Genomic DNA, 20,066 nt, shown 5'->3' on the forward strand with positions numbered 1-20,066 from the left:
ATTTGATCCGGCTTGCGCCGGCAGATGAACGCGGCTCGTTGCAGCCAACCTCTTTCATTGGAGAAAACTGATGACCAAAGTGATGAACGTCGCCATGATCGGCGGCGGTTTCATGGGCAAGGCGCATGCCATGGCTTATGCCTCCATGCCGATGTTCTTCTGGCCGGCGCCGGCCATTCCACATCGCAAGGTCGTTGTCGACGTGACAGACGGCATGGCAGAGGAGGCGCGCCAGCGCTACGGTTTCGAAGAAGCGTCCTCCGACTGGCGCGCCGTCGTCAACCGGCCGGATATCGACGTCGTGGACATCTGCACGCCGAACAACGTGCATGCCGAGATCGCCATTGAAGCGGCGAAGGCCGGAAAGCATATCATCTGCGAGAAGCCGCTCGCCCGTACCGTCGAGGAAGCGAGGGCGATGCGCGACGCGGCGAAGGCCGCCGGCATCGTTCACATGGTTGCCTTCAACTACCGCCGTACGCCGGCTGTGGCGCTCGCCAGGAAATATATCGAAGAGGGCCGCATCGGCCGGATCCTGAATTTCCGCGGCACTTATCTGCAAGACTGGTCGGCAGACCCGGATTCACCGCTCTCCTGGCGCTTCCAGAAAAAGATCGCCGGATCAGGCTCGGTCGGCGACATCGCCACCCATGTGGTCGATCTTGCGCACTATCTCGTCGGCCCGATCGCCGAGGTGAACGCGCTGACGACGACTTACAACAAGACGCGGCCGCTCCAGCAAGGCGGCATCGACAAGCTCGGCGCGGCGGAGAAGGCGACTGATGTCGAACGGGGTGAGGTGGATGTTGACGACGAGGTCGTCTCGATGCTGAAATTCGAGGGCGGTGCAATCGGAAGCCTGGAAGCAACCCGCAACGCCTATGGCCGGAACAACTTCATCACTTTGGAAATTCACGGCACCAAGGGCTCGATCCACTTCAATTACGAGCGCCGCGACGAGCTGCAGGTGATGTTTGCCGACGATCCGGGCGATGCCCGCGGCTTCCGCACCATCTATACCGGCCCGGCGCATCCCTATGGCAACGGCCTGTGGCCGATCCCTGGCCTCGGCATCGGTTATTCGGAGACGAAGATCGTCGAGTGCTACGATTTCTTCTCGGCCATCGCGAAGAACCGGCAGCCGAGCCCGAACTTCGAGGACGGCCTGCTGACCGAACTCGTCGCCGACGCCCTTATCCGCTCCGGTGAGACGGGACAATGGGAGAAGGTGGGATGACTGCGAGTGCCGCTGCCGTCCGCATGACCGGCATTTCAAAGGCTTTCGGGGGGGTGCGCGCGCTCGAAGACGTATCCTTCGAGGTCCTGCCGGGCGAAGTTCATGCTCTGCTTGGCGGCAATGGCGCCGGCAAGTCAACGATCCTCAAGGTGCTGAACGGGGTGCATCGCCCCGACCAGGGGGCAATCGAGGTTGGCGGCGTGCCTCTGACGACGCATACGCCGGAGGCGTCGCGCGCGGCCGGCATCGCGATGAACTACCAGGAAATGAGCCTGGTCCCGACGTTGACGGTCGCCCAGAACATCTTCCTGACGCGCGAGTGCCGTGACGGAACGGGGTTTATCGATGACCGGGAAGCCGAGCGGCGCGCGGCGGGCATCTTCGCACTCCTCGACGTCTTCGTCGACCCGAAGGCCGTGGTCGGCGATCTCGGCGCCGGCCAGAAACAGTTGACGGAGATTGCCAAGGCAATCTCGCAGGATGCCAGGGTGTTGGTTCTGGACGAACCATCGACGGCGCTTGCCGTTTCCGATGTCGAGCGGCTCTTCATCTTCCTGCGCAAGTTGAAGGCGAAAGGGGTGGCGATCATCTATGTCAGCCACCGCATGGACGAGATTGCTCGCATCGCCGATCGCGCGACGATCCTGCGCGACGGTCGCCACGTCATCACTGCGCCGCTTAGTGAATTGCCGATCGACACGATGATCGAACATATCGTCGGCCGGCGCTCCAAAGGGCTGTCGGACGTCGAGCGCGGCGAGGCCGTGAAGGGCGAAGTGCTGTTGGAGCTCGCGAATGTCAGCGGTCGTCAAAAGCCGGAGAACATTTCCCTGACGTTGCATCGTGGCGAAATCATAGGGCTTGCAGGTCTGCTCGGGTCGGGCCGTTCGTCGCTTGCGCGGGTGATTGCCGGCATCGACCCGGCCGTCAACGGAGAGATATACATCAAGGGCCGTGCGGTCGCGTTCCGCAAGCCGGGCGACGCTATCGCTGCGGGTGTCGCGCTGGTGCCGGAAGCGCGTGCGACGCAGGGCATCATCCCCGCCCATTCTGTCGCCTCAAACATGATCCTTGCCGTCATCGATCGGCTTTCCACGGGCGGCCTCGTTGATACGAAGGCCGCAAACGATCTGACCGACGCGCAAATCGAGCGCCTTCGCGTGAAAACGGCGAGCCGCGATCACGCCGTCTCGACGCTTTCGGGCGGCAACCAGCAAAAGGTCGTCATCGGCAAGTGGCTTGCGACCAACCCCGACATCCTCATTCTCGACGAGCCGACCGCCGGTATCGATATAGGCTCGAAATCCGAGATCATCCGCCTGGTGCGCGAGCTTGCCGCTGCCGGCAAGGGCATCATCATGATCTCGTCCGAACTTTCCGAGCTTTTGACCGCCTGCGACCGCATTCTCGTTATGTCCGAGGGGCGCGTCCACCAGGACCTGGCGCGCGAGGCGCTTGATGACCCGTCGGTGCCTCGCGATGACCTTGCGCACCGTCTCCAGGCGGCCGAACAGCGGCTGCAGATCGAAATCCAGAAAGCCCTTGCGGTTCAAGAGGTATCCAATGGCTAACGCCATCTTCGCCAACTGGCGCCAGAACATCATCTACATTGGTTTCATCGTCATCTTCCTCGTCTTCGCGGTGGCGTTGGCCGACAAGGGGTTCCTCAATCCCAACAATTTGCTCAACATCGTGCGGCAAACGGCGATGATCGCCGTCATGGCGATCGCCATGACCTTCGTGCTTTCGGCCGGTGAGATCGATCTTTCGATCGGCGCGGTCGCTGGCCTCTCGACCGTCACCGTTGCAATGGCGATTGCCGCCGGAGGGCCGCTCGTCGGCGTCGGGGCCGGCATCGCCACCGGGCTTGCGGTCGGCATGTTCAACGGCTGGCTGACCACCCGTATTGGCATTCCCTCGTTCCTCACCACGCTCGCCATGATGGGCATCGCCAAGGGCGTCGCCATGTGGATATCCGCAACGGCGGCGGTACCGATCCTGTCGACCGGCTATGCCTGGCTCTTCGGCGGTGGCAATCTCGGGCCGGTGCCGGTGCTGCTGTTCTGGATGGCAGTGCTTGGCGGAATCGGCCATGTCGCGCTGCGGCGCTCGGGCTTCGGCAGACGGGTGCTGGCGACCGGCGGCGGCGAGACGGCGGCGCGCTATTCCGGCATCGACACGAAGGCAATCAAGTTCAAGGTGCTGGTCATCTCTTCGCTGGCGGCAGCGCTCGCCGGCATGCTCTATGCGGGGCGCCTGCAATCTGGCCGCTTTCAGCTTGGCGAGGGCGACGAACTTTCGGTCATCGCGGCTGCGGTGCTCGGCGGCACAAGCCTATTCGGTGGCAGGGGGACGGTGATCGGGACCATCGTAGGCGCCCTGATGATCGGCCTCATCAACAACGGTCTCATTCTGATGGGGCTCGAATTCAGCCAGCAACTGATCGCCCGCGGCGGCATCATCATCCTTGCCGTCGCGCTCAGCCAGAAGCGGAGCTGATGCCATGACCGTTTCGCTCATTGCGACACTGACAGCCCGCCCGGAAACGCGAGAAGAGCTTTTCCGCCTTCTCGTCGATCAGGTCGAGCCAACCCGGGCCGAAAACGGCTGCATAGACTACAACCTTCACGTCGATGCCAGGGATCCACACGTCTTCGTGTTCTACGAGAAATGGCAGAGCCAGGCGGATCTCGACGCCCACATGGAAATGCCTCACCTGAAGCCGCTGCTGAGCCAGATCGACCGCTTGCTGGCAAAACCGATCGACATATGGCGGCTGCTTCCGGCGCAGCCCACGGGGAACGGTTGATCGCACTGCGCCTGATGAGGGCGGCTATCACCCGCTGCCCGCGAAACGGCCTTGGTCGCTCCTCGTCTGACTAATCCCCGACACAGGCGCTCATCGATCGTCCTGCGAAGCGTCGATCGCCGCCCGCAATGTCTCCGCAAGCTGCCGGCGGGTATAGGGTTTTGAAAGCGGCCGGTATCGCGACGTGTCGCAAATGCGTTCGACGTCCGCGTAGCCGGTCGCGAGGACGACCGGGACGTTCGGATACAGCGTCATGATCTTGACCGCCATAGCGTCGCCGTCGATTGGGCCGGGCATGACCACATCGGAGAAAACCAAATCGAACCGCGCGTCTGCTTTGAGGATCTGTAACGCTTCCGTTGCGTCGTTCGCGCATGTGACGAAATAACCGAGCGAAACGAGTGTGCCCGCTGCGAATTCGCGGACCATTGGATCATCCTCCACGACGAGGATTCGTTCATTGCCACCATCCAGCATCCCGTTCGAGATAGGCTCCGCGGGTATTTCGGTGGACGCCAGTCGAGGAAAGGACATGAAAATGGTTGTTCCCATGCCCGGCTCCGCTTCAATTTCGATCCGTCCCCCTGATTGCCGCACGAAGCCATACACCATGCTGAGACCTAGCCCGCTGCCCTTTCCGAAGGGCTTCGTGGTGAAGAACGGCTCAAAGGCCTTGGCCCGCGTCTCCGCGTCCATTCCGAAGCCGTTGTCCGAGATTCGCATCACCGCGTCGTCACCGCTTTGCGCCGTCGAGATTGTCAGCCTGCCGCCCTCCGGCATCGCGTCGCGCGCGTTGATGCACAGGTTCATGATCGACGCTTCCAGTTGCGCAGCGTCCGCTCTGACGTGACCTGCCGCCGGATCAAGCGCAAGATGCAGGATGATGGTTTCGCCAAGAGCAGTCGACAGCAATCCCTCCATGGCCCGTATGATCCTGTTGATGCTCAGCGACGCCGGCTCGAGGGGTTGCCGTCCCGCGAAGGTGAGTAGCTGGCGCGTGAGGGCGGCACTTTGCCGCGAGGCCTTGTGGTTCAACTGTGCGATTGCAGACAGTCGCGGATCGGCAATCTCGTCGGCCAATGTCTCCGCCGTCCCGATAATGACCGTCAGCAGGTTATTGAAATCATGGGCGACGCCGCCAGTCAGTTGACCTATCGCTTCAAGCCGCTGCGCTTGCAGTCGTTTTGCCTCGTTCAATCGTGTTTCGGTGATATCCCGGATGCCACCTACCATCCGGGTCGCCTCGCCTGCGGCATTGCGGATGATGTGGGCCTGATCCAGGACCTCGGCGTAGATTCCCGTTCCGCGACGGAAGCGAAATTCTTCCTGCCAGGTTTCTGCTCGTCCATCAATTGCTGCAAGCACGCTTGACACCACGCGTTCGCGGTCGTCGGGATGGATCTTGGATTCCCATTCCCGAAAACCGTCCTTCACCGATACGTCCTCATGCCCGAAGACCGATGCCATGTTGCTGTTCCATTGCACATGACCTGTCGCGATGTCCCAGTCCCAGACTGCGTCTGTCGTCATCATGGCGACGATCGAGAAGCGTTCCTCGCTTTCGGCGAGCTTTTCCTCCGTTCTCTTTCTGTCGGTGATTTCGCGACCGGTCGCCACAAAATGGGTGGCGCGACCGGCCGAGCCGATAATCGGGGCGATGCTCATGTCCACCCAATACTCGCGGCCGTCCTTGGCGTAGTTGATAAGTTCGGCACGGATCGCTTCCGATCGCGCGATGGCGTTGTTGATCTCCTCGATGGTGTCGGCGTCAGTCCGTTGCCCCTGGAGAAAGCCGGGCGAACGGCCGAGCGCGTCGTGCGGTGAATAGCCGGTGATCCTGACGAAGGCGTCGTTCACGTAGACAATCGTTTGGCCGTCTTCGGGCTGTGAGCCAGCCTTTGTTATTATGACGAAGTCCTCTATTCTCGATATCGCCATTTCCAGAAGGTGCAAGTGTTGGTCGGCCGCGCGCCGCTTCGTCACATCTCGGAAATAGACGGTGAGGCCCGTGGGGCCAGGATAGGCGGTGACCGAGAACCATCCGTTGAGGGACTCGTAAAATACCTCGAAATCCGCCGTCTCGTGTTCGCGGACGGCACGTTCATAGTTCTGCCGGATGATCCCCGAGGAGGCCTCCGGAAATTCCTTCCAGATCAGGCGGCCCATAAGCGCTGATCGCGGGCGCTCCAGCAGACGTTCGGCCTGATGGTTGAGGTATGTGAAGCGCCAATCGGCGTCGAGCTGGAAAAACGCATCGCTGATATTCTCCATGGACTCGGCCAAGCGCCGCTCAAGATCCCTTGCCGTATTTTCCAGCCGCTTGCGCTCGTCGATATCCTGAAGGGCGCCCTGTATACGCGAGATGTGTCCCATCTTGTCGCGGATCGCCACGCCAATTGCGCGAACCCATTTCCGGCGGCCCGTACCATCGATGATCTTCACCTCGATATCGTAGGGCAGACCGGTCGCCACGCAAGTTTCGAAGTGCCGGATGATCGCATCTTGCCATTCCGGCGCAAAATAGCCGATCCCCTCCTCGAAGGTGACCGTCTTGCCCCTTGGTCTCTCGTGGATCGCCCAGGTTTCGTCCGACCATTCGATCCGCCGATCAGGCAGGTGCACTACCCACCCGCCGAGCTTCGCGGCCTTGCCGGCGATCTCGCGAAGAGCCTGGTTTCCGTAGAGATCTTGCGAATGTCGGCGAGCATCGCGAGACAGGGACCCATCTTTACGCAGTCGCCAGGCGATGATCAGCGTTGCTCCACCCACCCAGAGCCATGCCGTTGTCGGACGCAAGGCAACGACCAAAGCGGAGATGCCGCCACCCAGCAATCCCGCGGAAAGCCGATCCGTCGCACATTGCCTGAGACCGTTCACCAGGATGCGAAAGCCCTTGCCAGCAATTGCGTTTTCCCGTCGCATGATTTGCATCGCCCTCAGCAGTCGTTGTTTTCAACCTCGATAGTCCCAAGCGAGACAGCAATCCATGAGAGATATCTAAATTTTACCTTATTTAAACTTGGCGCCGCGGTCGCTTAACGGTGCGCCGTTTTAATCAAGGCATCCAACTGCCGCGTTCCTGCCTCCAGTTTCGGAGAGGCCTCGGCAAGCATCGGGGTGAGCCTGGGAAAGCGACAATGAGAACAACCTATCTGAGCCGCGTCGAATCCGACTACTTCAGCCGCAAATGGTACAGCCGAAGTGTCACGCTCTTCTGCAATCTGCTCTATACCGGAAAGTGGATGCGCAAGACGCAGATCGTGCGCTGCCTCGTCGTGGAGATCAGCGAGGGCGGGGCGACCGTGCGCGTCGGAAAGTCGCTGATTCCAGATCACGCTTACCTTGTTTTCGGCAGGTTTGACGTCGTGGTCGGCAGTATCGTTGTTCAGCGGGATCCGGGTCACCTTCATCTTTGCTTTGTGAAACAGTTGGAACCGGACTTCGTCAACCGGCTGGCACGCATGAACTCCCCATTTTCGACCTTGGAAAGCCTCAACCCGAAAACCATATGAGTTAAAACATGCGGCCAATGCTGCGCCCAACACCATTCGCCGCCCTATTGCGCGCGGAAAAGAGGCTTGGGTCACACCACCAAACATTCGAAGAGACTATGAACATAATGATCATCGAAGATCAGCGAGACGTCGTTGATATGTTGCGGTTGAACTGGTCGGATTCCCGGGACCGGCTGGACTGTCTTGCATCCGTGAGGCAAGCGAACCGCTTCATTCATTCAAACGAACTCGCTGCCTATGACTGCATCCTGATAGACATCAACCTGACCGACGGGAGCGGGTTGGAACTGCTTCGCGCTGCGCGCTCACGCTCCGACGTGCCCATCATCATGATCTCGGGCGCTGGAGACGCCGATAGCAGGGCGGACGCCATCAGTGTCGGTGCGGATGACTATGTGATGAAGCCGTTCAGCGTGAAGGAATTGCGCGCCCGCGTCCATCGCCTGCACGAGGCGCGATTGGGCCGCACTACTCTGCGGCAAAGTGTTGCTTTCAAGATCGGCAATATCGATTGCGACATCGGACGCCTGTCGATGGATTTTGATGGCGTCAGTCAGCCGCTGACCGCACTCGAGGGAAGAATACTGCAGGTCCTTTTCAACAGTGTGGGAGAAGACTGCTCGAAGTCGTGCATTGCACGCCAGGCGCTCTTTCGCGAGCACGATCCTCGCGACAAGACGATCGACGTATACATCAACAGGCTGCGCGGCAAGCTTGCGGAACTGGATGCCGCGAGCGGTGAGGTCATCAAGACCATCCGCGGCGTCGGCTATCGCCTGAGCGAAATCCAACAACGGTAAGAATAGAAGAGCCATATGCTTCAGTGTGTTGACCGCCATGCGATTTTCCCCGAAATGTTCGAACCCGAGGGCCTCCCGCCGGACGAAGCGGCTCGCCTCAAACGTCTGAGAGAACTGTCCATTGTGTCGTCCGGCCCGGATCCGGTGCTCGATGCACTGGTCGATGCAGCCTGCCTTGCGGCCGATACGCCGATCGGCCTCATCACCTTGCTGGACGGCGAACGCCAGTGGTTCAAGTCGAAGCGGGGCATCGAAGGTGTCGGGTCCTCCAGGATAGACGCCTTCTGCGACTACACAATCCAGTCGCCGAGACCCTTCGTGGTGCCGGACGCCGCTCGCGACGTTCGCTTCGCTGAAAACCCTTTCGTCACCGGAACCGACAGGATCCGTTTCTATGCCGGCGTGCCGCTGGAGATCGAGCCTGGGCTTCGGCTCGGCTCGCTCTGCGTGCTCGATCGGGTGCCGCGACGCCTCGGGGCCGACGTGCGCGGCATGCTGGCTCGGCTGGCGCGTTGCGTTGTGGAACGTCTCCTGCAATCCGAAGACCGCTATCTGTTGACCCGGGTCGACTCTGGTCGGCTCAATCGTGCGAAATCCGACAAGGCGGCGCTGGCACTCGCGGAAGAGGCGCTCGCACAGGGGCTCTTCACACTCCATTACCAGCCGAAGATTGCGCTCGATACGGGACGGCGCGTCGGCTTTGAGGCACTTTTGAGGCTCAAGAGGTCAGACGGATCGGTAATCGGCCCCTCGGCCTTTGCCGCGGCTCTGGACGACCCGACACTTTCCAGGCGCATCGGTGGTTATGTGCTGCAGTGCGCCGTCGCACAAGCCACGGCGTGGGAAATGGCCGGTATCGATTTCGGGCACATTGCGATCAACGTTTCGTCGTCGCAGTTCATGGCGTTTCCCGACAGCCCAAGCCTTGTGGAGGAAATCCTGGACGCGACCCGGTCGGCAGGATTGTCGCCTCGTTATATCCAGATCGAGGTCACGGAAGGGGTCATGATGTCGGAGCAGGGCGGCGATATCGGCGCGCAGCTCGAGGCGTTGCGCGCTGCAGGCTTCATCGTTGCCTTTGACGATTTCGGCACCGGCTTTGCGTCCCTCGTACATCTGAAGGAACTTGCCTATGACCAGATCAAGATCGACGGCGCCTTCGTGCGTGCGATGACAAGCTCACACGCCGATCTAGCCATCGTGAAAGCCATAATTGATATGGCGACGGCACTGGGAAAGCACGTCGTCGCCGAGGGTGTGGAAACCGTGACAGAACTCCGCGCGCTGCAAGAGCTTGGCTGCCACTATGGCCAGGGGTTCCTCTTCGGCCGCCCCACCAGCGAATGTAATATAGAGTAGGCGTTGATGCAGATGGGCAGTTTATCCCGCACCATCCTTGAGAACGGGTAGACGCACACCGTCTTCGAGACGTTTGGCCCCAGCCAGATTGGCATTGAGGCCTGCGCGACAGCTCGCGGCTCGGCGCGCAGGTTTTCGGATGCTGGCCAGAGGTCGGGCTGAGCCCGCCGACACGATGCCCCAACGCTGCTGTCATCCGTGAAGCTGTCAGGCGGCCAGGGATGCACTTCGCAACGGACTGCGCTCGCCGATGCCCTTGGTCACCTTGTCGAGGTTGTCACCGTTGTACGACCGGGAAACTTGCAAGACGTGACAGCTTATCGGCTGACGAGCCTGCGGGAAATGGGCCCTGGCATCGTGATATGTATTTCGGCCAGCGTCTCCAATCTCAAGTGGTTCGAAGGTTAGCGTGAGTTGGTAGCCTGATGGTGAGCGACGAGTGTACTGGGTAGCGCAAAAAGGCCGGCTTCCTGCCCGGACCTGTTGGGTGGGAAGCCGGCTGAGGTGTCCTGGGACACGTGGTGGAGTACCACGGTGCCATCATGGATTGGACCACGAACGGGAAGCGTTATTCGCCTTGGCGCGCATATCCCTATGCGTTATTCCCTTACGAGGCGTTGAAGCATGGTAAAAAAGGGTTAACACCATGGGATGCTCACCGTTCACCAGGAGGGCTGGGACAGCGTGGGGCAGGAGAATCGGTTACAGTCAGCCGATCAACAGCAATCCCCCATACCTTCTGTCGAAAAGAATATGGTGATTGCATTCGGCGGCTTGGGCAGCTGTCTCGATGGTCGGCCCCGTTATCTTTCGACACTTTCCTTTGCGGGAGGCGGCATGCTTGCCGCAACCGCAGTTCCACCCAGTTCAATGTCCAATGCGTGGGGGAAGCGCGGGCGATCGTATTGCCCGCATATTGGGGCGAGCTCAGTTGAGAGCGAATAAAAAAGCACCCACGGAAGGTCCAGTCACTTACTTAAACGTGGAATCGTTGGCCCACCTTCTCCTAGACCCCTTATAACGCGAGTAATTGTGTATTGCTTGTGCCGGAGATTTTTCCGGAGGCTCGAAGCGGCTCCCAACTGCCCTCCTTCCAAGGGGACGCGTCACCAACACTGGAATTACCGGCAGACCGGGTCGGAGCAGCAATGGTTTGATTTCACTCCAGCGCACCGGAGCAGTATGTTATAAAATGGAAAAGTGCCGATGGCGCTTCCGGCCCGGCATCCGGGCTATAGTAGGCCTTCTCGCAATCGCATTCTAATAGCAGCTATGTCCCGTAAGGCGTTGGGGACCCACCCGGACCACAATCAACGCATGGAAGAAGACAGCGCGTTCCTGTCAATCGGCGAAGCAACTTCTCGGCGTTTCTTCGAGGGCTGCCTCCAAGGAGGTGTGCAATGACACTCGTCAAATCAACCGCATCCCTGATCACACTTGCGGCTATCGCTGTTGGTATTCTAATTAGAGCCGAGGCCCATCAAGCGAAGAGCGGCTGGACTTATCCTCCGGCGTGCTGCAAAGCTCACGATGTTGGTGGAGATTGTGAAGCCATTCCCGCTCAGGATATCAGCCCAGGGCCTCATGGCTTTTCCGTCTTCCTGCATGCAGGAGACCACCACCTCGCGACAAAACCGCACCGATTCTTCATCCCATATGGCGACGAGATGCCCTCGGGCGATGGCCGATATCACATCTGCCTTCATCCGACGGAAAACGACGTGAACTGTTTCTTCGCGCCGCCTGACGGTGCCTAGCCCTATTGCCCATGGTCGCCAAGACGGCTGTTGGGGACAAGAAAAAGGCCTTCTATTTCAGTTAGCTATAATAAACGAAGCTAAATGTAGAAACGACGATTTTTGCGATTCCACATATAAGTAAATGGCTGGCACGAAAGGTGATCCGATTTTCAAAATCCGTCTTGCTTCCATGTCGGATGCGGCGTTGCGACTTGCCACTCTACGTTCAGCGATCCAGCCGGAAGCGGGCGCAACAACTCTTCCTCAGGCTCGTCAAGGTCGATCCACGCTTTCCAATCCCCTGGTCGAAGGATAACGACCTGGCGATTATGAAAAGGCTTCACATCCGACCCAGGCTCGGTCGTCAACATCGCAAACGCCGATGGCTGGCCCTTTCGCCCGGGCCGCCATATCGCGGCGATCGCCATGAACGGCGCGTCGACGAGCGTGAACCGGTGTTTGACCCTCGGATGATTTTTTCCGGTAAACTCGAAGAAGGCGCTGGCTGGAACAAGACAGCGGTGGCTGCCGCCGAAATGCCTTCTCTGCGATCGATAGTTGGATACCGGGCCATGCGCGCGGGTTGGCGGAAAGCCGAACTTCATCTGCACCAGCTCTACTATGTTGTCGCCCGCGGCTCGGATGACGGGGGCCATATCGCCTATCCTGATGTCATCACCCGGCGGCATATCCAGCTCCGTTTCTTTTATCGGAACGCCAAGCGCGAGGTTCTGCACCACCTTGCAGTATTCGACGTAGCTGGTGTGTTGTTCGTACTCATTGCACATAGCAGAAGCCTAAGTATTCGGGATTCCTTCACAGATCATCGCGATGAGAACAGGGCCATCGACCACGCTGGCGCTAAGAGTTGCAAGCCTCGTTGCCGTTGGCCATCACTGCCGACACCAGCGACAATCGGATATGCTTCACCTACCGTAACTCCAGGGTTCACGGTCAGCAAGGGAGATGTCGCTGCCGCGCATTTGGGCGACCCGCTAGACTCTGAATTCGGGTGGCCAAGAGCAACGGTTCGGGTTGTTTCAAGAGAAAAGGCAACGAAGGCAATCGATGATCTCAATTCAGTGGGAATCCCACTCCATGGGGAGTGCGGCGCGGGGATCAGTGTCGTTCGGGGTGAGCGCGCTCGCACCGTGTGCATCGCCAATCCACGTCCTTCAGGTGGCATTGAACGCCACATCGACGCCACTGCGTCAAGCCCTCAAATCGTGATATCCGAAGGCGTTGCCGCCACCTCCGGGAAATTCGGCAAGCGCGGCGTGGCTGTTCCAAGTCGCGCCGCCGCATCCCTGTCGAAAGCGCTGCGCATTTTTTGCAAGCCAGAATCTATCATCAGTGCATGTTACTGCTTAGCCGGTCGCGTTCCAGGCGCAGCGCGCGAAGATGGGCATTCTTTTCGTCCTGGTAAACTTTCTCCTGGAGGGCTATTTCCTTGGCGTGGATCGCTGTGCGTTCAGCATCAGTCACGCTGCGGCCAAGCATGCCCTTGTGGGTGAGATCTTTAATCGACGACATTTCTTGGCTCCTCCGGCGCCCCACGAACTGCACGTAAGCGTCTGTCGTTGGCAGGGGGCAGACCCCGAATTGCATACTGGTGGAGTGTGCTTGAGTGGAAGACGACCGGGTCTGATCGACCAAAGGCGCGCTCTAAAGCCGTGGAGAAGTGGACCGGATCTGTGACACCTTCGTGGAAAAGGCTGATCAGGAGCTTGGTGGCGGCATTCGTTCCTGCGCCAGGTGACACCACATCGCCGGAGTAGCCCGCATCGAACAACACCTTGTTGAGGGCGTCGGCGTGGCTCTCGTTCAGTTTTCTGGGGAGATTCTCGGAAGACACATCGTCCTCCTTCCTTTTGGGGCGAGGGTGAAATCGAGCCCTCAATCGGCAACGCCCGTTCAATGGCTACCGATGGGAGGACCTTGCGCGTCATGCGTGGGAATAGCAAATGAATTCAGCCACGGCTGATCGCTGCCCTGCAAAGGTGTCGGGAGACGGGGCGGCGTTCTGTCGAAAAGCTTGGTATCGCATCCGCGATCGCCATTTCCTTCGCTTGTCCTTTGACCGAGCGTGGAAAATGTATTGCAGCTTGGGAATGCGCCATCTCAACCTGAGGATGTTCATTCCGCTTTTGCAAAACTAATCGTTGACGTTCTGCTTTCATTCATCTACTCATATTCCATCGATCTTTTGCTTGCCGAGCTTTGTCTACCGCGTGATTGGCACCACGCTCTATTCGAACCTTCTCTTTCAAAAATAGTCGGTTTTCACCCGCGCAGCATTCGCTTCGCGGTCTCTCACTCTATGCTTTGAAAGGGTTCATCATGACCACTGGCACAGTAAAATGGTTCAATTCCACCAAGGGCTTCGGCTTCATCCAGCCTGACAACGGCGGCGCTGATGCGTTCGTTCATATCTCGGCAGTCGAGCGCGCCGGAATGCGCGAACTCGTTGAAGGCCAGAAGATCGGCTTCGAGCTCGAGCGCGACATGAAGTCGGGCAAGATGTCGGCCACCAATCTGCAGGCCGCATGAAAATGAAATTCGCTTCCCTTTGACCACGGATGTACTGGCACTGCCGGAAGCTGTTTCACTGAGGCCAGGCGTTTTGTCTGGCCTTTTCGTTTTGGCTACTAGTCAAGCTAACGAGGTTGTAGTGACAGACACATATAGCAAATCCCGCCAGCAGGCGGAGCATGCGTTCAGCACCGTTCAGACACAGTTTTTCTCCAAGAACAACGCGACAGAGGAGCTCGAAGCTGTCGCCCAGGCTCGGGACGCCAAGACGCTCCGGCTGCGGGAGGCGCGGCTTGCCAGGGAACTGTCGGATCGCATATCGGCGGCATACAATCCCATCGCCACGCCAGCCAGGAAACGCTGATCTCTTCAGCAACAACGCATAGGACGAGAATGACCAATACCAGAACCAACGAAGTCGCGGACCGCCGTGCCGCATCCGCTGACGCCAAAGTGGCTCTCATCAATGCTTACCGCGCGGCGCAGGCTGCGGCTGACCCAGCCAAGCTCGCGACACAGGCCGAACGCATGGCCATCGCCTCCGCTCGTGAAGAGCGACGGTTTGAACGCGAGCGCGCGAAGCTCGCCGAGCAGAGCCGTATCGAGACCGAGGCGGTAGAACGTCAAGCCGCTGCCGAGGCCGCAGCAATGGCCGAGGCAGACGCGCGTGAGGCCGCCGACAAGGCCCGCATAGCGCGGGTGATCGAAGATGAGGCCGCGCGCAAGGCCGAACGCGACCGGCGCTACGCGAACCGCAAGGCAAGACAGGCCTAGTAGCCTTCGAAAGTGCGGCCTCAACGATCCGAGCGCGGTGCGTGGCGTCCACGCAATAGAAGAGAGACCCATGGCACCGGACATAAAAGAACTACAGGCAATCAACACTGCGTGGCAGATAGCGATCCAGGAAATCCTGCGCATGGTCATCCGTGACTTTTACAGCACAGGTGGCGAAGCAGAATTCAAGGCGCACATAAAGCGTATCGAAGAGGCCGCGGTCCATAGCATCTATACCGATCTGAGACTTCGAGGGACGAGTGAGTGGACCGAGGTGCTCGTCAAGGAGCGGGCGAGCAACTTCGTAACCACCTTACTGACCACCTTTACCTATGACCGAGCCTGACCCCTCTAGGTGAGACCAATCAAGCGCGTACTCTGTTGTCCGAATGCGCGACCTTGACTTGAATATTTTGCGGCCAGAGAGGTTGAATTATGAGGCGCCTGCCTAAATCCCTCCAGCCTAAGCCTCAACAAGCGAACGCGTTGGTCATGGAAGAGAATACAGTAGAACGCCTTGCGGCCATCGTGGATTCGTCGTTCGATGCAATCATTTACAAGGATCTTTCCGGCACGATCGCGAGCTGGAACAGCGCCGCCAGGCGCATGTTTGGCTATGCGGAAGTCGAGGCTGTTGGCCAGCCCATCTCCCTGATCTTACCCAATGACAGACGGGATGAGGAAGCTGATATCTTGCGCCTGCTGAAGCTCGGCAAGCGGATCGAAACCCTCCAGACAACGCTCCGTCATCGTGATGGGCAGTTGGTCCCAGTCTCGCTCACCATCTCTCCAATCAAGAACCGTTCCGGCGACCGGATCGGAGCATTGAGCATCGCTCGGGACATCTCAGACGCGCGCGAAAGCGAGCGCCGTCTTCGTCTTTTGATGAGAGAGATAAATCATCGCGTTAAAAACCAGTACGCGGTCGTCCTTGCGGTTATCAGGCAAACTGGAACACGTTCCCGTTCGATCGAGGATTTCGAGAGACGGGTCCGCGAGCGCATCATGGCGCTGTCTCACTCACATGATCTTCTCTCGCAGGTCGATTGGGCCGGCGTCAGACTTGCCGATCTGGTGTCTCACCAACTCGAGCCGTTCGATGCATCACACCGGGTCAAGGTGGGTGGCCCCGAGATTGCTCTCGACGCCAACGCTGTCCTCAATCTTGGCATGGCGTTTCACGAACTGATCATGAACGCGATGCGCTTTGGATTAGCAGACCTCGACGGCATATCGGTAATGTGGAGCGTCACGACAGACGAAGGCGGGTATATTTTCGAGCTCATCTGGTGCGAGCCGGCAGTGGCTTATGCCGATTTGCTGGCGCAGGAGGAGGGGTTTGGCGCCCTCGTTCTGTGCAAGCTGGTGCCATCTGCTCTTTCCGGTCAGGCGAACTGGAATTTCGAGGACGGGTTGGTCGTCTGGAAGCTGACGGCACCGCTGGCGCGTATTCAGATTGGGTTGAGTTCTCCGGTTTCGTCCTGACAGCCTGTTCGGATCTTAGATGATCTGGCCGGCGCTGGCGCCGCACACAGCTTAGAAGCGGACCGTGCATTCCATCTGCCGACAAGAAACTAGAAAGGTAGTCGCCGACAGGCGAGGAACCAACTCTTTGCAAGGGACGTTTCCAGTAAAACAGGGAAGCGATCGATGCCAAGATTCTATTTCCACATCCGGCGAGACGGTTTCCTTGAAGTTGATGACGAAGGATTAGAGTTGTCGGGAACTGACGAAGCCATTCTGGAGGCGACACGCGCGGCGAGGGATATGCTCACTGACAGGCTCGTCGGTGGCTCCTTCGCGGACGAGGAATGCATTGAGTTGACAGCACACGATGGCACCCTGCTGCACAGGGTGCCATTCAAGTTCGATATAACGCCGGAGTAGCGCCAGAAGCGAGTCGGGCGGATTGATCTTGGTGCATTCAACGCGCGGCGCCACTTCCTATACTCTGACAAGCACACGCAAGATCCATCCGATCTCGCGAGTGGCGTTGGGAGGTTTGTCGATCATCCTAGGCCAGTCGTTTCCGCACGGCATTCAGCAGGTGCAGGCTTCGGTCTCCCTTAGGTCGTAGCTTCGAACACCAATGGATTGTCTATTGCGCGATATGCGGGAATTGGAAAGCCTCGGGATGATTTGAGATTGTTGAACCGCCCCAAATCAGCTTTAGTCCGGGCGGTGATCATTTTGTCGAGCGGGAGGAAACTCAAGCTTGCGCACGTCGTAGCCGAGCTGGCTCGCCTTCTGGACCATCCGGCGAAGGCGTGCTTGAGACGGCACTGTTCTTGAGTAGATCCAGAGATCGGTCATTGATGGGTTTGAGCTGATGAACCAGGATTTATCCGGCGACTTGTAAAGTACCCAGTAATTGAATGTGATCAGCAATGGATAACGGACACGCATCTTGGCGCCGGTCGTCCCGAAATCGACGATCTTGCCTGCCCCGCGGACCGTCTTCAAACGTCCCGTCGGGGTGTCGACATGGCAGCCATCTTCCACGATGACCTCATCTGGCGTTTCACCCTTTTGATAGGTTGAATAGCCGGCGACACAGCCATCGGTGAGGAGCATTGGCGTCCGTGCGATTTCGAGCCAGGTACCCCGATAATGGTCAGGCTGGACCTTTACGACCTTTGGCGCGGCGGCGACCTGCGTTGCCATGCAAACAGCCGATGAAAGCGCGATAACGGATCGAAGTGCCGAGCGAATACTTAATGCCATGATGATGAACTCCCAGATGGACAAGTTTGGCCTAGCGCCGATCTCCCGTGCAAGCTCCGGTTCAACGGACGATCCCGCCATAGCGAAGGGTTATAAAGGTCGTCAGGCTTGCGACCGCAACGGCGTTCAGGTTCAGCAGGACCGATAGCTCGTCGCTGCTCCAGTCGTGAAGCGGCACGCCTATCCACTTTCTCGACAATACGAACGCCAGAAAGACAAATGCGGCTGCGGCGCGTTGATACCAGATTTCGCTGGTCCGAAACGAAAGCGCAACGAGCAAGATGCAGGCCGCAAGGAACAGTTCCGTACCGGAGGCCGTCCCAAAGAGTTTCGTTTCGAACAAGGTGTCGACGGTGCCGATGAGCGGAAGTGCCACGCGAGCAGCAAGACTGGAGTATCGCGCAATAAGGGGGACCGCCAGGAAGAGCGGTGCGGCGATGACAGAGCCGAGCGACGCCATTACCCCGGTGCCCACCAGGTACCAGACATAGAGCGGATAGAGGGGTTTGTTCAGAACGATCAGCCACGCAATAGTGACAGTTGCCTGGGTCAGGGGATCGAGCACACCGCGCGCCCCGGTCATGGTGTTGGCACCATCAGGTAATGGCCGACGCCCCATGTATCGCCATTGTCGTGACCAAAAAGGCCGGCGGTCGAGAGGAAGAATAACCGCCAGCGGCGCAACCATAAAGATGCCTCCTTGCGGTAGACCTCCCGTAGGATCGGCTGGATGGAGGACATCTCCCGGTCGAAGTTCGCAAGCCAGTCGAGCGCGGTGCGGCGATAATGCACTCCGGACCACCGCCATTTGTTCTCGACGTGAAAGAGGTCCGTGAAGCGATGCGGCAGGTCGTGCGCCGGCATTATTCCGCCAGTGAAGAAATGACGCGCGATCCAGTCGGAGGGATCGTCGTGGTCGAAACGGTAGGAGCGGTTCTTGTGGGTGAAGACGTGCAGAAAGAGCCTGCCATCGGGTTTCAACCAGCCGCGCACACGCTCCAGAAGCGCGCGCCAGTTGGACATGTGTTCAAACATTTCGACGGAAACCACGCGGTCATAGCGCCCTGCCGCCGTGAAGTTGTTCATGTCGGCGGTGATGACCGCGAGGTTGGTCAAGCCCTCCTTTTTCGCAAGATCGAGGATATAGGCCCGTTGAGATGAGGAGTTGGAAACCGCGACGATCGGCGAGTTGGGGAAGCAGCGCGCCAGATAAAGGGACAGCGATCCCCATCCACACCCCAGTTCGAGAATGCTCATGCCATCCTGGATCCTTGCGTGCATTACAGTTTGCGCCAGCGCGTAATTTTCGGCCTCCGCAAGACTGGATTCGGCAGCCGGATAGAGGCAGCAGGAGTATTTGCGCTGCGGTCCCAGTGCCAGTCCGAAGAATTCCGAAGGTACCTCATAGTGCTGACGGTTTGCCGCATCCGTATGGATCGCGACAGGAAAGTGCTCCATGGTCTTGACGAATTCGTCTTCCTCGGCAGCCGAACTCGCAGCCAGCCTGCGCTTCGTTCGGCCGCAGAGAAAGTCGATGCCGGCGAGCGTCATGCCGTCTAGAAGAGGCGCGCGCTCGACCGTGTTGATCGCGAAGGCCAACATGTTCATGATTGTTTTCCTTGATGGGCGGGATCGGATTTTCGGGGACCTGGAAAGAACGCGTTTACACGCGCCTGAAGCGCGCGAAACTTTTCGCCGCGCGAACGCAGCATGTGCTCCTCAAGCAGTGGAATGCCGGAGACATGCACGAGCAGCCAGTACATCAGGAGTGGTGCAAGCATCGAAAGCCAACTCCAGGGCAATGGAGTAAGGGCAAGCAGCGGCCAGGAGCACCAGAACAGCCATTCGAAGAAATAGTTTGGATGGCGGGAATAGCGCCACAGTCCAATCTCGCAGATCTCCGTCTTCGCCTGTGAGGTTTTCCGGAAGCGCGCCAGTTGCGCGTCGGAGACGGCCTCCCCGACGAGACCGATCGTCGCCGTCAACATGGCGATGCTATCGAATAGGTCGGGAAAGTGTGTTGCCTTCGTGGCGGCAAAATAGACTGACAGAAGCAGTACGAGGGCGGTGAACGCCTGAATCTGAAGGAACAGAAACAGTCGCCAGGCGGCCCTGTCGCCCCAATCCTCGATCAACTTTGCGTATCTGGGGTCTTCGCCGAAAGCTCTCGTGCGTGAACCGATATGGCCACCAAGGCGAAGCGCCCAGGCTGAGATCATAGCAAAGGCAGCGATGCGCCTTGCGATATCGCCATCGGAATAGAGCGCCGCGATCCAGCCGCCGCCGCCAATTGCAAAACACCAGATCGTATCGATCCAGCCGCTCATGCCAGTGGCACGCTGGACCGCCCAGGCGATCGACATTGCGATCGATACCCAGACGGCAATAACCACTATCAGAGTCAAGTCCAAGATGTCCCTCGATTTTCAAACCATACCTGACTGGCGTCTACGGCGCTGTCGACGCGTCGGTTCTGGCTGAACTGAAAAAAATCCAAAAAAATTCGCCGCGCACAAAACCATCCGGGACAACTTCTCGTAACGCCTCGGTAGAAGACGAACAAAGTCATGCAGATGA

At 58.8% G+C, this 20,066-nt stretch carries 22 protein-coding genes; 14 read left to right on the forward strand and 8 right to left on the reverse strand.

The window, feature by feature from the left end:
• Positions 1–70 precede the first annotated feature (70 nt).
• Genes A6U87_RS06585 through A6U87_RS06600 form a run of 4 tightly spaced genes read left to right on the forward strand, consistent with a single transcriptional unit; the run spans position 71 to position 4,046 of the window.
• A complete protein-coding gene (locus A6U87_RS06585; protein ID WP_065690436.1) occupies positions 71–1,237 on the forward strand; it encodes a Gfo/Idh/MocA family protein in 1,167 nt (388 codons plus the stop codon).
• Positions 1,234–2,808, forward strand: a complete 1,575-nt coding sequence (locus A6U87_RS06590) for a sugar ABC transporter ATP-binding protein (protein ID WP_083199301.1) — start codon at positions 1,234–1,236, stop codon at positions 2,806–2,808. The genes A6U87_RS06585 and A6U87_RS06590 overlap by 4 nt, the downstream gene beginning before the upstream one ends.
• On the forward strand, positions 2,801–3,736 hold the full coding sequence (locus A6U87_RS06595; RefSeq protein WP_065690438.1) for an ABC transporter permease: 936 nt from the start codon (positions 2,801–2,803) through the stop codon (positions 3,734–3,736). Before A6U87_RS06590 ends, A6U87_RS06595 begins: the two co-directional genes overlap by 8 nt.
• A 4-nt stretch (positions 3,737–3,740) precedes the next feature.
• Positions 3,741–4,046, forward strand: a complete 306-nt coding sequence (locus tag A6U87_RS06600; RefSeq protein ID WP_065690439.1) for a putative quinol monooxygenase — start codon at positions 3,741–3,743, stop codon at positions 4,044–4,046.
• 90 nt (positions 4,047–4,136) lie between these two features.
• On the opposite strand, the gene A6U87_RS06605 is transcribed toward A6U87_RS06600, so the two are convergent.
• A complete protein-coding gene (locus A6U87_RS06605) occupies positions 4,137–6,968 on the reverse strand; it encodes a PAS domain-containing sensor histidine kinase (RefSeq protein WP_158007259.1) in 2,832 nt (943 codons plus the stop codon).
• 215 nt (positions 6,969–7,183) lie between these two features.
• On the opposite strand from A6U87_RS06605, the gene A6U87_RS06610 reads away from it, so the two are divergent.
• From A6U87_RS06610 to A6U87_RS29195, 4 genes are all read left to right on the forward strand, one after another.
• On the forward strand, positions 7,184–7,558 hold the full coding sequence (locus tag A6U87_RS06610) for a hypothetical protein (protein ID WP_065690441.1): 375 nt from the start codon (positions 7,184–7,186) through the stop codon (positions 7,556–7,558).
• A gap of 98 nt (positions 7,559–7,656) precedes the next feature.
• The gene (locus A6U87_RS06615) at positions 7,657–8,361 is read left to right on the forward strand and encodes a response regulator transcription factor (RefSeq protein WP_065690442.1); all 705 of its coding nucleotides are present in this window, start codon (positions 7,657–7,659) and stop codon (positions 8,359–8,361) included.
• A gap of 15 nt (positions 8,362–8,376) precedes the next feature.
• Positions 8,377–9,720 (forward strand): EAL domain-containing protein, encoded by a 1,344-nt coding sequence (locus tag A6U87_RS06620; protein ID WP_065690443.1) that lies wholly within the window; start codon positions 8,377–8,379, stop codon positions 9,718–9,720.
• Between the two features lie 1,400 nt (positions 9,721–11,120).
• Positions 11,121–11,477 carry a hypothetical protein gene (locus A6U87_RS29195; protein WP_083199303.1) on the forward strand — a complete coding sequence of 119 codons (357 nt, stop codon included), beginning with the start codon at positions 11,121–11,123 and terminating at the stop codon, positions 11,475–11,477.
• A gap of 152 nt (positions 11,478–11,629) precedes the next feature.
• Here A6U87_RS29195 and A6U87_RS06630 read toward each other — a convergent pair whose 3' ends face one another.
• From A6U87_RS06630 to A6U87_RS06640, 3 genes are all read right to left on the reverse strand, one after another.
• Positions 11,630–12,247, reverse strand: coding sequence for an SOS response-associated peptidase family protein (locus A6U87_RS06630; RefSeq protein ID WP_065690445.1), 618 nt, complete (start codon positions 12,245–12,247; stop codon positions 11,630–11,632).
• 562 nt (positions 12,248–12,809) lie between these two features.
• Positions 12,810–12,992, reverse strand: a complete 183-nt coding sequence (locus A6U87_RS06635; protein ID WP_065690446.1) for a hypothetical protein — start codon at positions 12,990–12,992, stop codon at positions 12,810–12,812.
• Positions 12,979–13,314: a hypothetical protein gene (locus tag A6U87_RS06640; RefSeq protein ID WP_083199304.1), complete on the reverse strand. Its 336-nt coding sequence runs from the start codon at positions 13,312–13,314 to the stop codon at positions 12,979–12,981. Before A6U87_RS06640 ends, A6U87_RS06635 begins: the two co-directional genes overlap by 14 nt.
• A 485-nt stretch (positions 13,315–13,799) precedes the next feature.
• On the opposite strand from A6U87_RS06640, the gene A6U87_RS06645 reads away from it, so the two are divergent.
• The 6 genes from A6U87_RS06645 (at position 13,800) to A6U87_RS06670 (ending at position 16,652) form a co-directional block, all read left to right on the forward strand.
• Positions 13,800–14,009: a cold-shock protein gene (locus tag A6U87_RS06645; protein ID WP_025662430.1), complete on the forward strand. Its 210-nt coding sequence runs from the start codon at positions 13,800–13,802 to the stop codon at positions 14,007–14,009.
• Positions 14,010–14,130: 121 nt separating this feature from the next.
• The gene (locus tag A6U87_RS06650) at positions 14,131–14,355 is read left to right on the forward strand and encodes a hypothetical protein (protein ID WP_065690490.1); all 225 of its coding nucleotides are present in this window, start codon (positions 14,131–14,133) and stop codon (positions 14,353–14,355) included.
• A 29-nt stretch (positions 14,356–14,384) separates the two neighbouring features.
• Positions 14,385–14,765 carry a DUF6481 family protein gene (locus A6U87_RS06655; RefSeq protein ID WP_065690447.1) on the forward strand — a complete coding sequence of 127 codons (381 nt, stop codon included), beginning with the start codon at positions 14,385–14,387 and terminating at the stop codon, positions 14,763–14,765.
• A 70-nt stretch (positions 14,766–14,835) separates the two neighbouring features.
• Positions 14,836–15,111 (forward strand): hypothetical protein, encoded by a 276-nt coding sequence (locus A6U87_RS06660; protein WP_065690448.1) that lies wholly within the window; start codon positions 14,836–14,838, stop codon positions 15,109–15,111.
• 146 nt (positions 15,112–15,257) lie between these two features.
• Positions 15,258–16,250: a sensor histidine kinase gene (locus A6U87_RS06665; protein WP_065690449.1), complete on the forward strand. Its 993-nt coding sequence runs from the start codon at positions 15,258–15,260 to the stop codon at positions 16,248–16,250.
• Positions 16,251–16,415: 165 nt separating this feature from the next.
• Positions 16,416–16,652 carry a hypothetical protein gene (locus A6U87_RS06670; protein ID WP_065690450.1) on the forward strand — a complete coding sequence of 79 codons (237 nt, stop codon included), beginning with the start codon at positions 16,416–16,418 and terminating at the stop codon, positions 16,650–16,652.
• Positions 16,653–16,934: 282 nt separating this feature from the next.
• Here the strand turns inward: A6U87_RS06670 and A6U87_RS06675 are convergent, their stop codons facing one another.
• From A6U87_RS06675 to A6U87_RS06690, 4 genes are all read right to left on the reverse strand, one after another.
• Positions 16,935–17,429: a lipocalin family protein gene (locus A6U87_RS06675; RefSeq protein ID WP_244499439.1), complete on the reverse strand. Its 495-nt coding sequence runs from the start codon at positions 17,427–17,429 to the stop codon at positions 16,935–16,937.
• A gap of 121 nt (positions 17,430–17,550) precedes the next feature.
• Positions 17,551–18,072: a hypothetical protein gene (locus tag A6U87_RS06680; protein WP_065690451.1), complete on the reverse strand. Its 522-nt coding sequence runs from the start codon at positions 18,070–18,072 to the stop codon at positions 17,551–17,553.
• Complete coding sequence (locus A6U87_RS06685) at positions 18,069–19,097, reverse strand: cyclopropane-fatty-acyl-phospholipid synthase family protein (protein WP_065690452.1); 1,029 nt, start codon at positions 19,095–19,097, stop codon at positions 18,069–18,071. The genes A6U87_RS06680 and A6U87_RS06685 overlap by 4 nt, the downstream gene beginning before the upstream one ends.
• Positions 19,094–19,852, reverse strand: a complete 759-nt coding sequence (locus A6U87_RS06690) for a DUF1295 domain-containing protein (protein WP_065690492.1) — start codon at positions 19,850–19,852, stop codon at positions 19,094–19,096. The genes A6U87_RS06685 and A6U87_RS06690 overlap by 4 nt, the downstream gene beginning before the upstream one ends.
• Positions 19,853–20,066: the final 214 nt, after the last annotated feature.

Origin of the sequence: Rhizobium sp. AC44/96, from assembly GCF_001692185.1 — a bacterium.
Lineage (GTDB): Bacteria > Pseudomonadota > Alphaproteobacteria > Rhizobiales > Rhizobiaceae > Rhizobium.

What these genes read in the sequence shown, in the direction of transcription:
- A6U87_RS06615 (WP_065690442.1), top strand. Translation starts at nt 7,657, where the DNA reads ATGAACATAATGATCATCGAAGATCAGCGAGACGTCGTTGATATGTTG.
- A6U87_RS06630 (WP_065690445.1), bottom strand. Translation starts at nt 12,247, where the DNA reads ATGTGCAATGAGTACGAACAACACACCAGCTACGTCGAATACTGCAAG.
- A6U87_RS06585 (WP_065690436.1), top strand. Translation starts at nt 71, where the DNA reads ATGACCAAAGTGATGAACGTCGCCATGATCGGCGGCGGTTTCATGGGC.
- A6U87_RS06645 (WP_025662430.1), top strand. Translation starts at nt 13,800, where the DNA reads ATGACCACTGGCACAGTAAAATGGTTCAATTCCACCAAGGGCTTCGGC.
- A6U87_RS29195 (WP_083199303.1), top strand. Translation starts at nt 11,121, where the DNA reads ATGACACTCGTCAAATCAACCGCATCCCTGATCACACTTGCGGCTATC.
- A6U87_RS06635 (WP_065690446.1), bottom strand. Translation starts at nt 12,992, where the DNA reads ATGTCGTCGATTAAAGATCTCACCCACAAGGGCATGCTTGGCCGCAGC.
- A6U87_RS06660 (WP_065690448.1), top strand. Translation starts at nt 14,836, where the DNA reads ATGGCACCGGACATAAAAGAACTACAGGCAATCAACACTGCGTGGCAG.
- A6U87_RS06670 (WP_065690450.1), top strand. Translation starts at nt 16,416, where the DNA reads ATGCCAAGATTCTATTTCCACATCCGGCGAGACGGTTTCCTTGAAGTT.
- A6U87_RS06655 (WP_065690447.1), top strand. Translation starts at nt 14,385, where the DNA reads ATGACCAATACCAGAACCAACGAAGTCGCGGACCGCCGTGCCGCATCC.
- A6U87_RS06590 (WP_083199301.1), top strand. Translation starts at nt 1,234, where the DNA reads ATGACTGCGAGTGCCGCTGCCGTCCGCATGACCGGCATTTCAAAGGCT.
- A6U87_RS06605 (WP_158007259.1), bottom strand. Translation starts at nt 6,968, where the DNA reads ATGCGACGGGAAAACGCAATTGCTGGCAAGGGCTTTCGCATCCTGGTG.
- A6U87_RS06690 (WP_065690492.1), bottom strand. Translation starts at nt 19,852, where the DNA reads ATGTCGATCGCCTGGGCGGTCCAGCGTGCCACTGGCATGAGCGGCTGG.
- A6U87_RS06675 (WP_244499439.1), bottom strand. Translation starts at nt 17,429, where the DNA reads ATGGCAACGCAGGTCGCCGCCGCGCCAAAGGTCGTAAAGGTCCAGCCT.
- A6U87_RS06600 (WP_065690439.1), top strand. Translation starts at nt 3,741, where the DNA reads ATGACCGTTTCGCTCATTGCGACACTGACAGCCCGCCCGGAAACGCGA.
- A6U87_RS06610 (WP_065690441.1), top strand. Translation starts at nt 7,184, where the DNA reads ATGAGAACAACCTATCTGAGCCGCGTCGAATCCGACTACTTCAGCCGC.
- A6U87_RS06595 (WP_065690438.1), top strand. Translation starts at nt 2,801, where the DNA reads ATGGCTAACGCCATCTTCGCCAACTGGCGCCAGAACATCATCTACATT.
- A6U87_RS06665 (WP_065690449.1), top strand. Translation starts at nt 15,258, where the DNA reads ATGGAAGAGAATACAGTAGAACGCCTTGCGGCCATCGTGGATTCGTCG.
- A6U87_RS06685 (WP_065690452.1), bottom strand. Translation starts at nt 19,097, where the DNA reads ATGAACATGTTGGCCTTCGCGATCAACACGGTCGAGCGCGCGCCTCTT.
- A6U87_RS06680 (WP_065690451.1), bottom strand. Translation starts at nt 18,072, where the DNA reads ATGACCGGGGCGCGCGGTGTGCTCGATCCCCTGACCCAGGCAACTGTC.
- A6U87_RS06620 (WP_065690443.1), top strand. Translation starts at nt 8,377, where the DNA reads ATGCTTCAGTGTGTTGACCGCCATGCGATTTTCCCCGAAATGTTCGAA.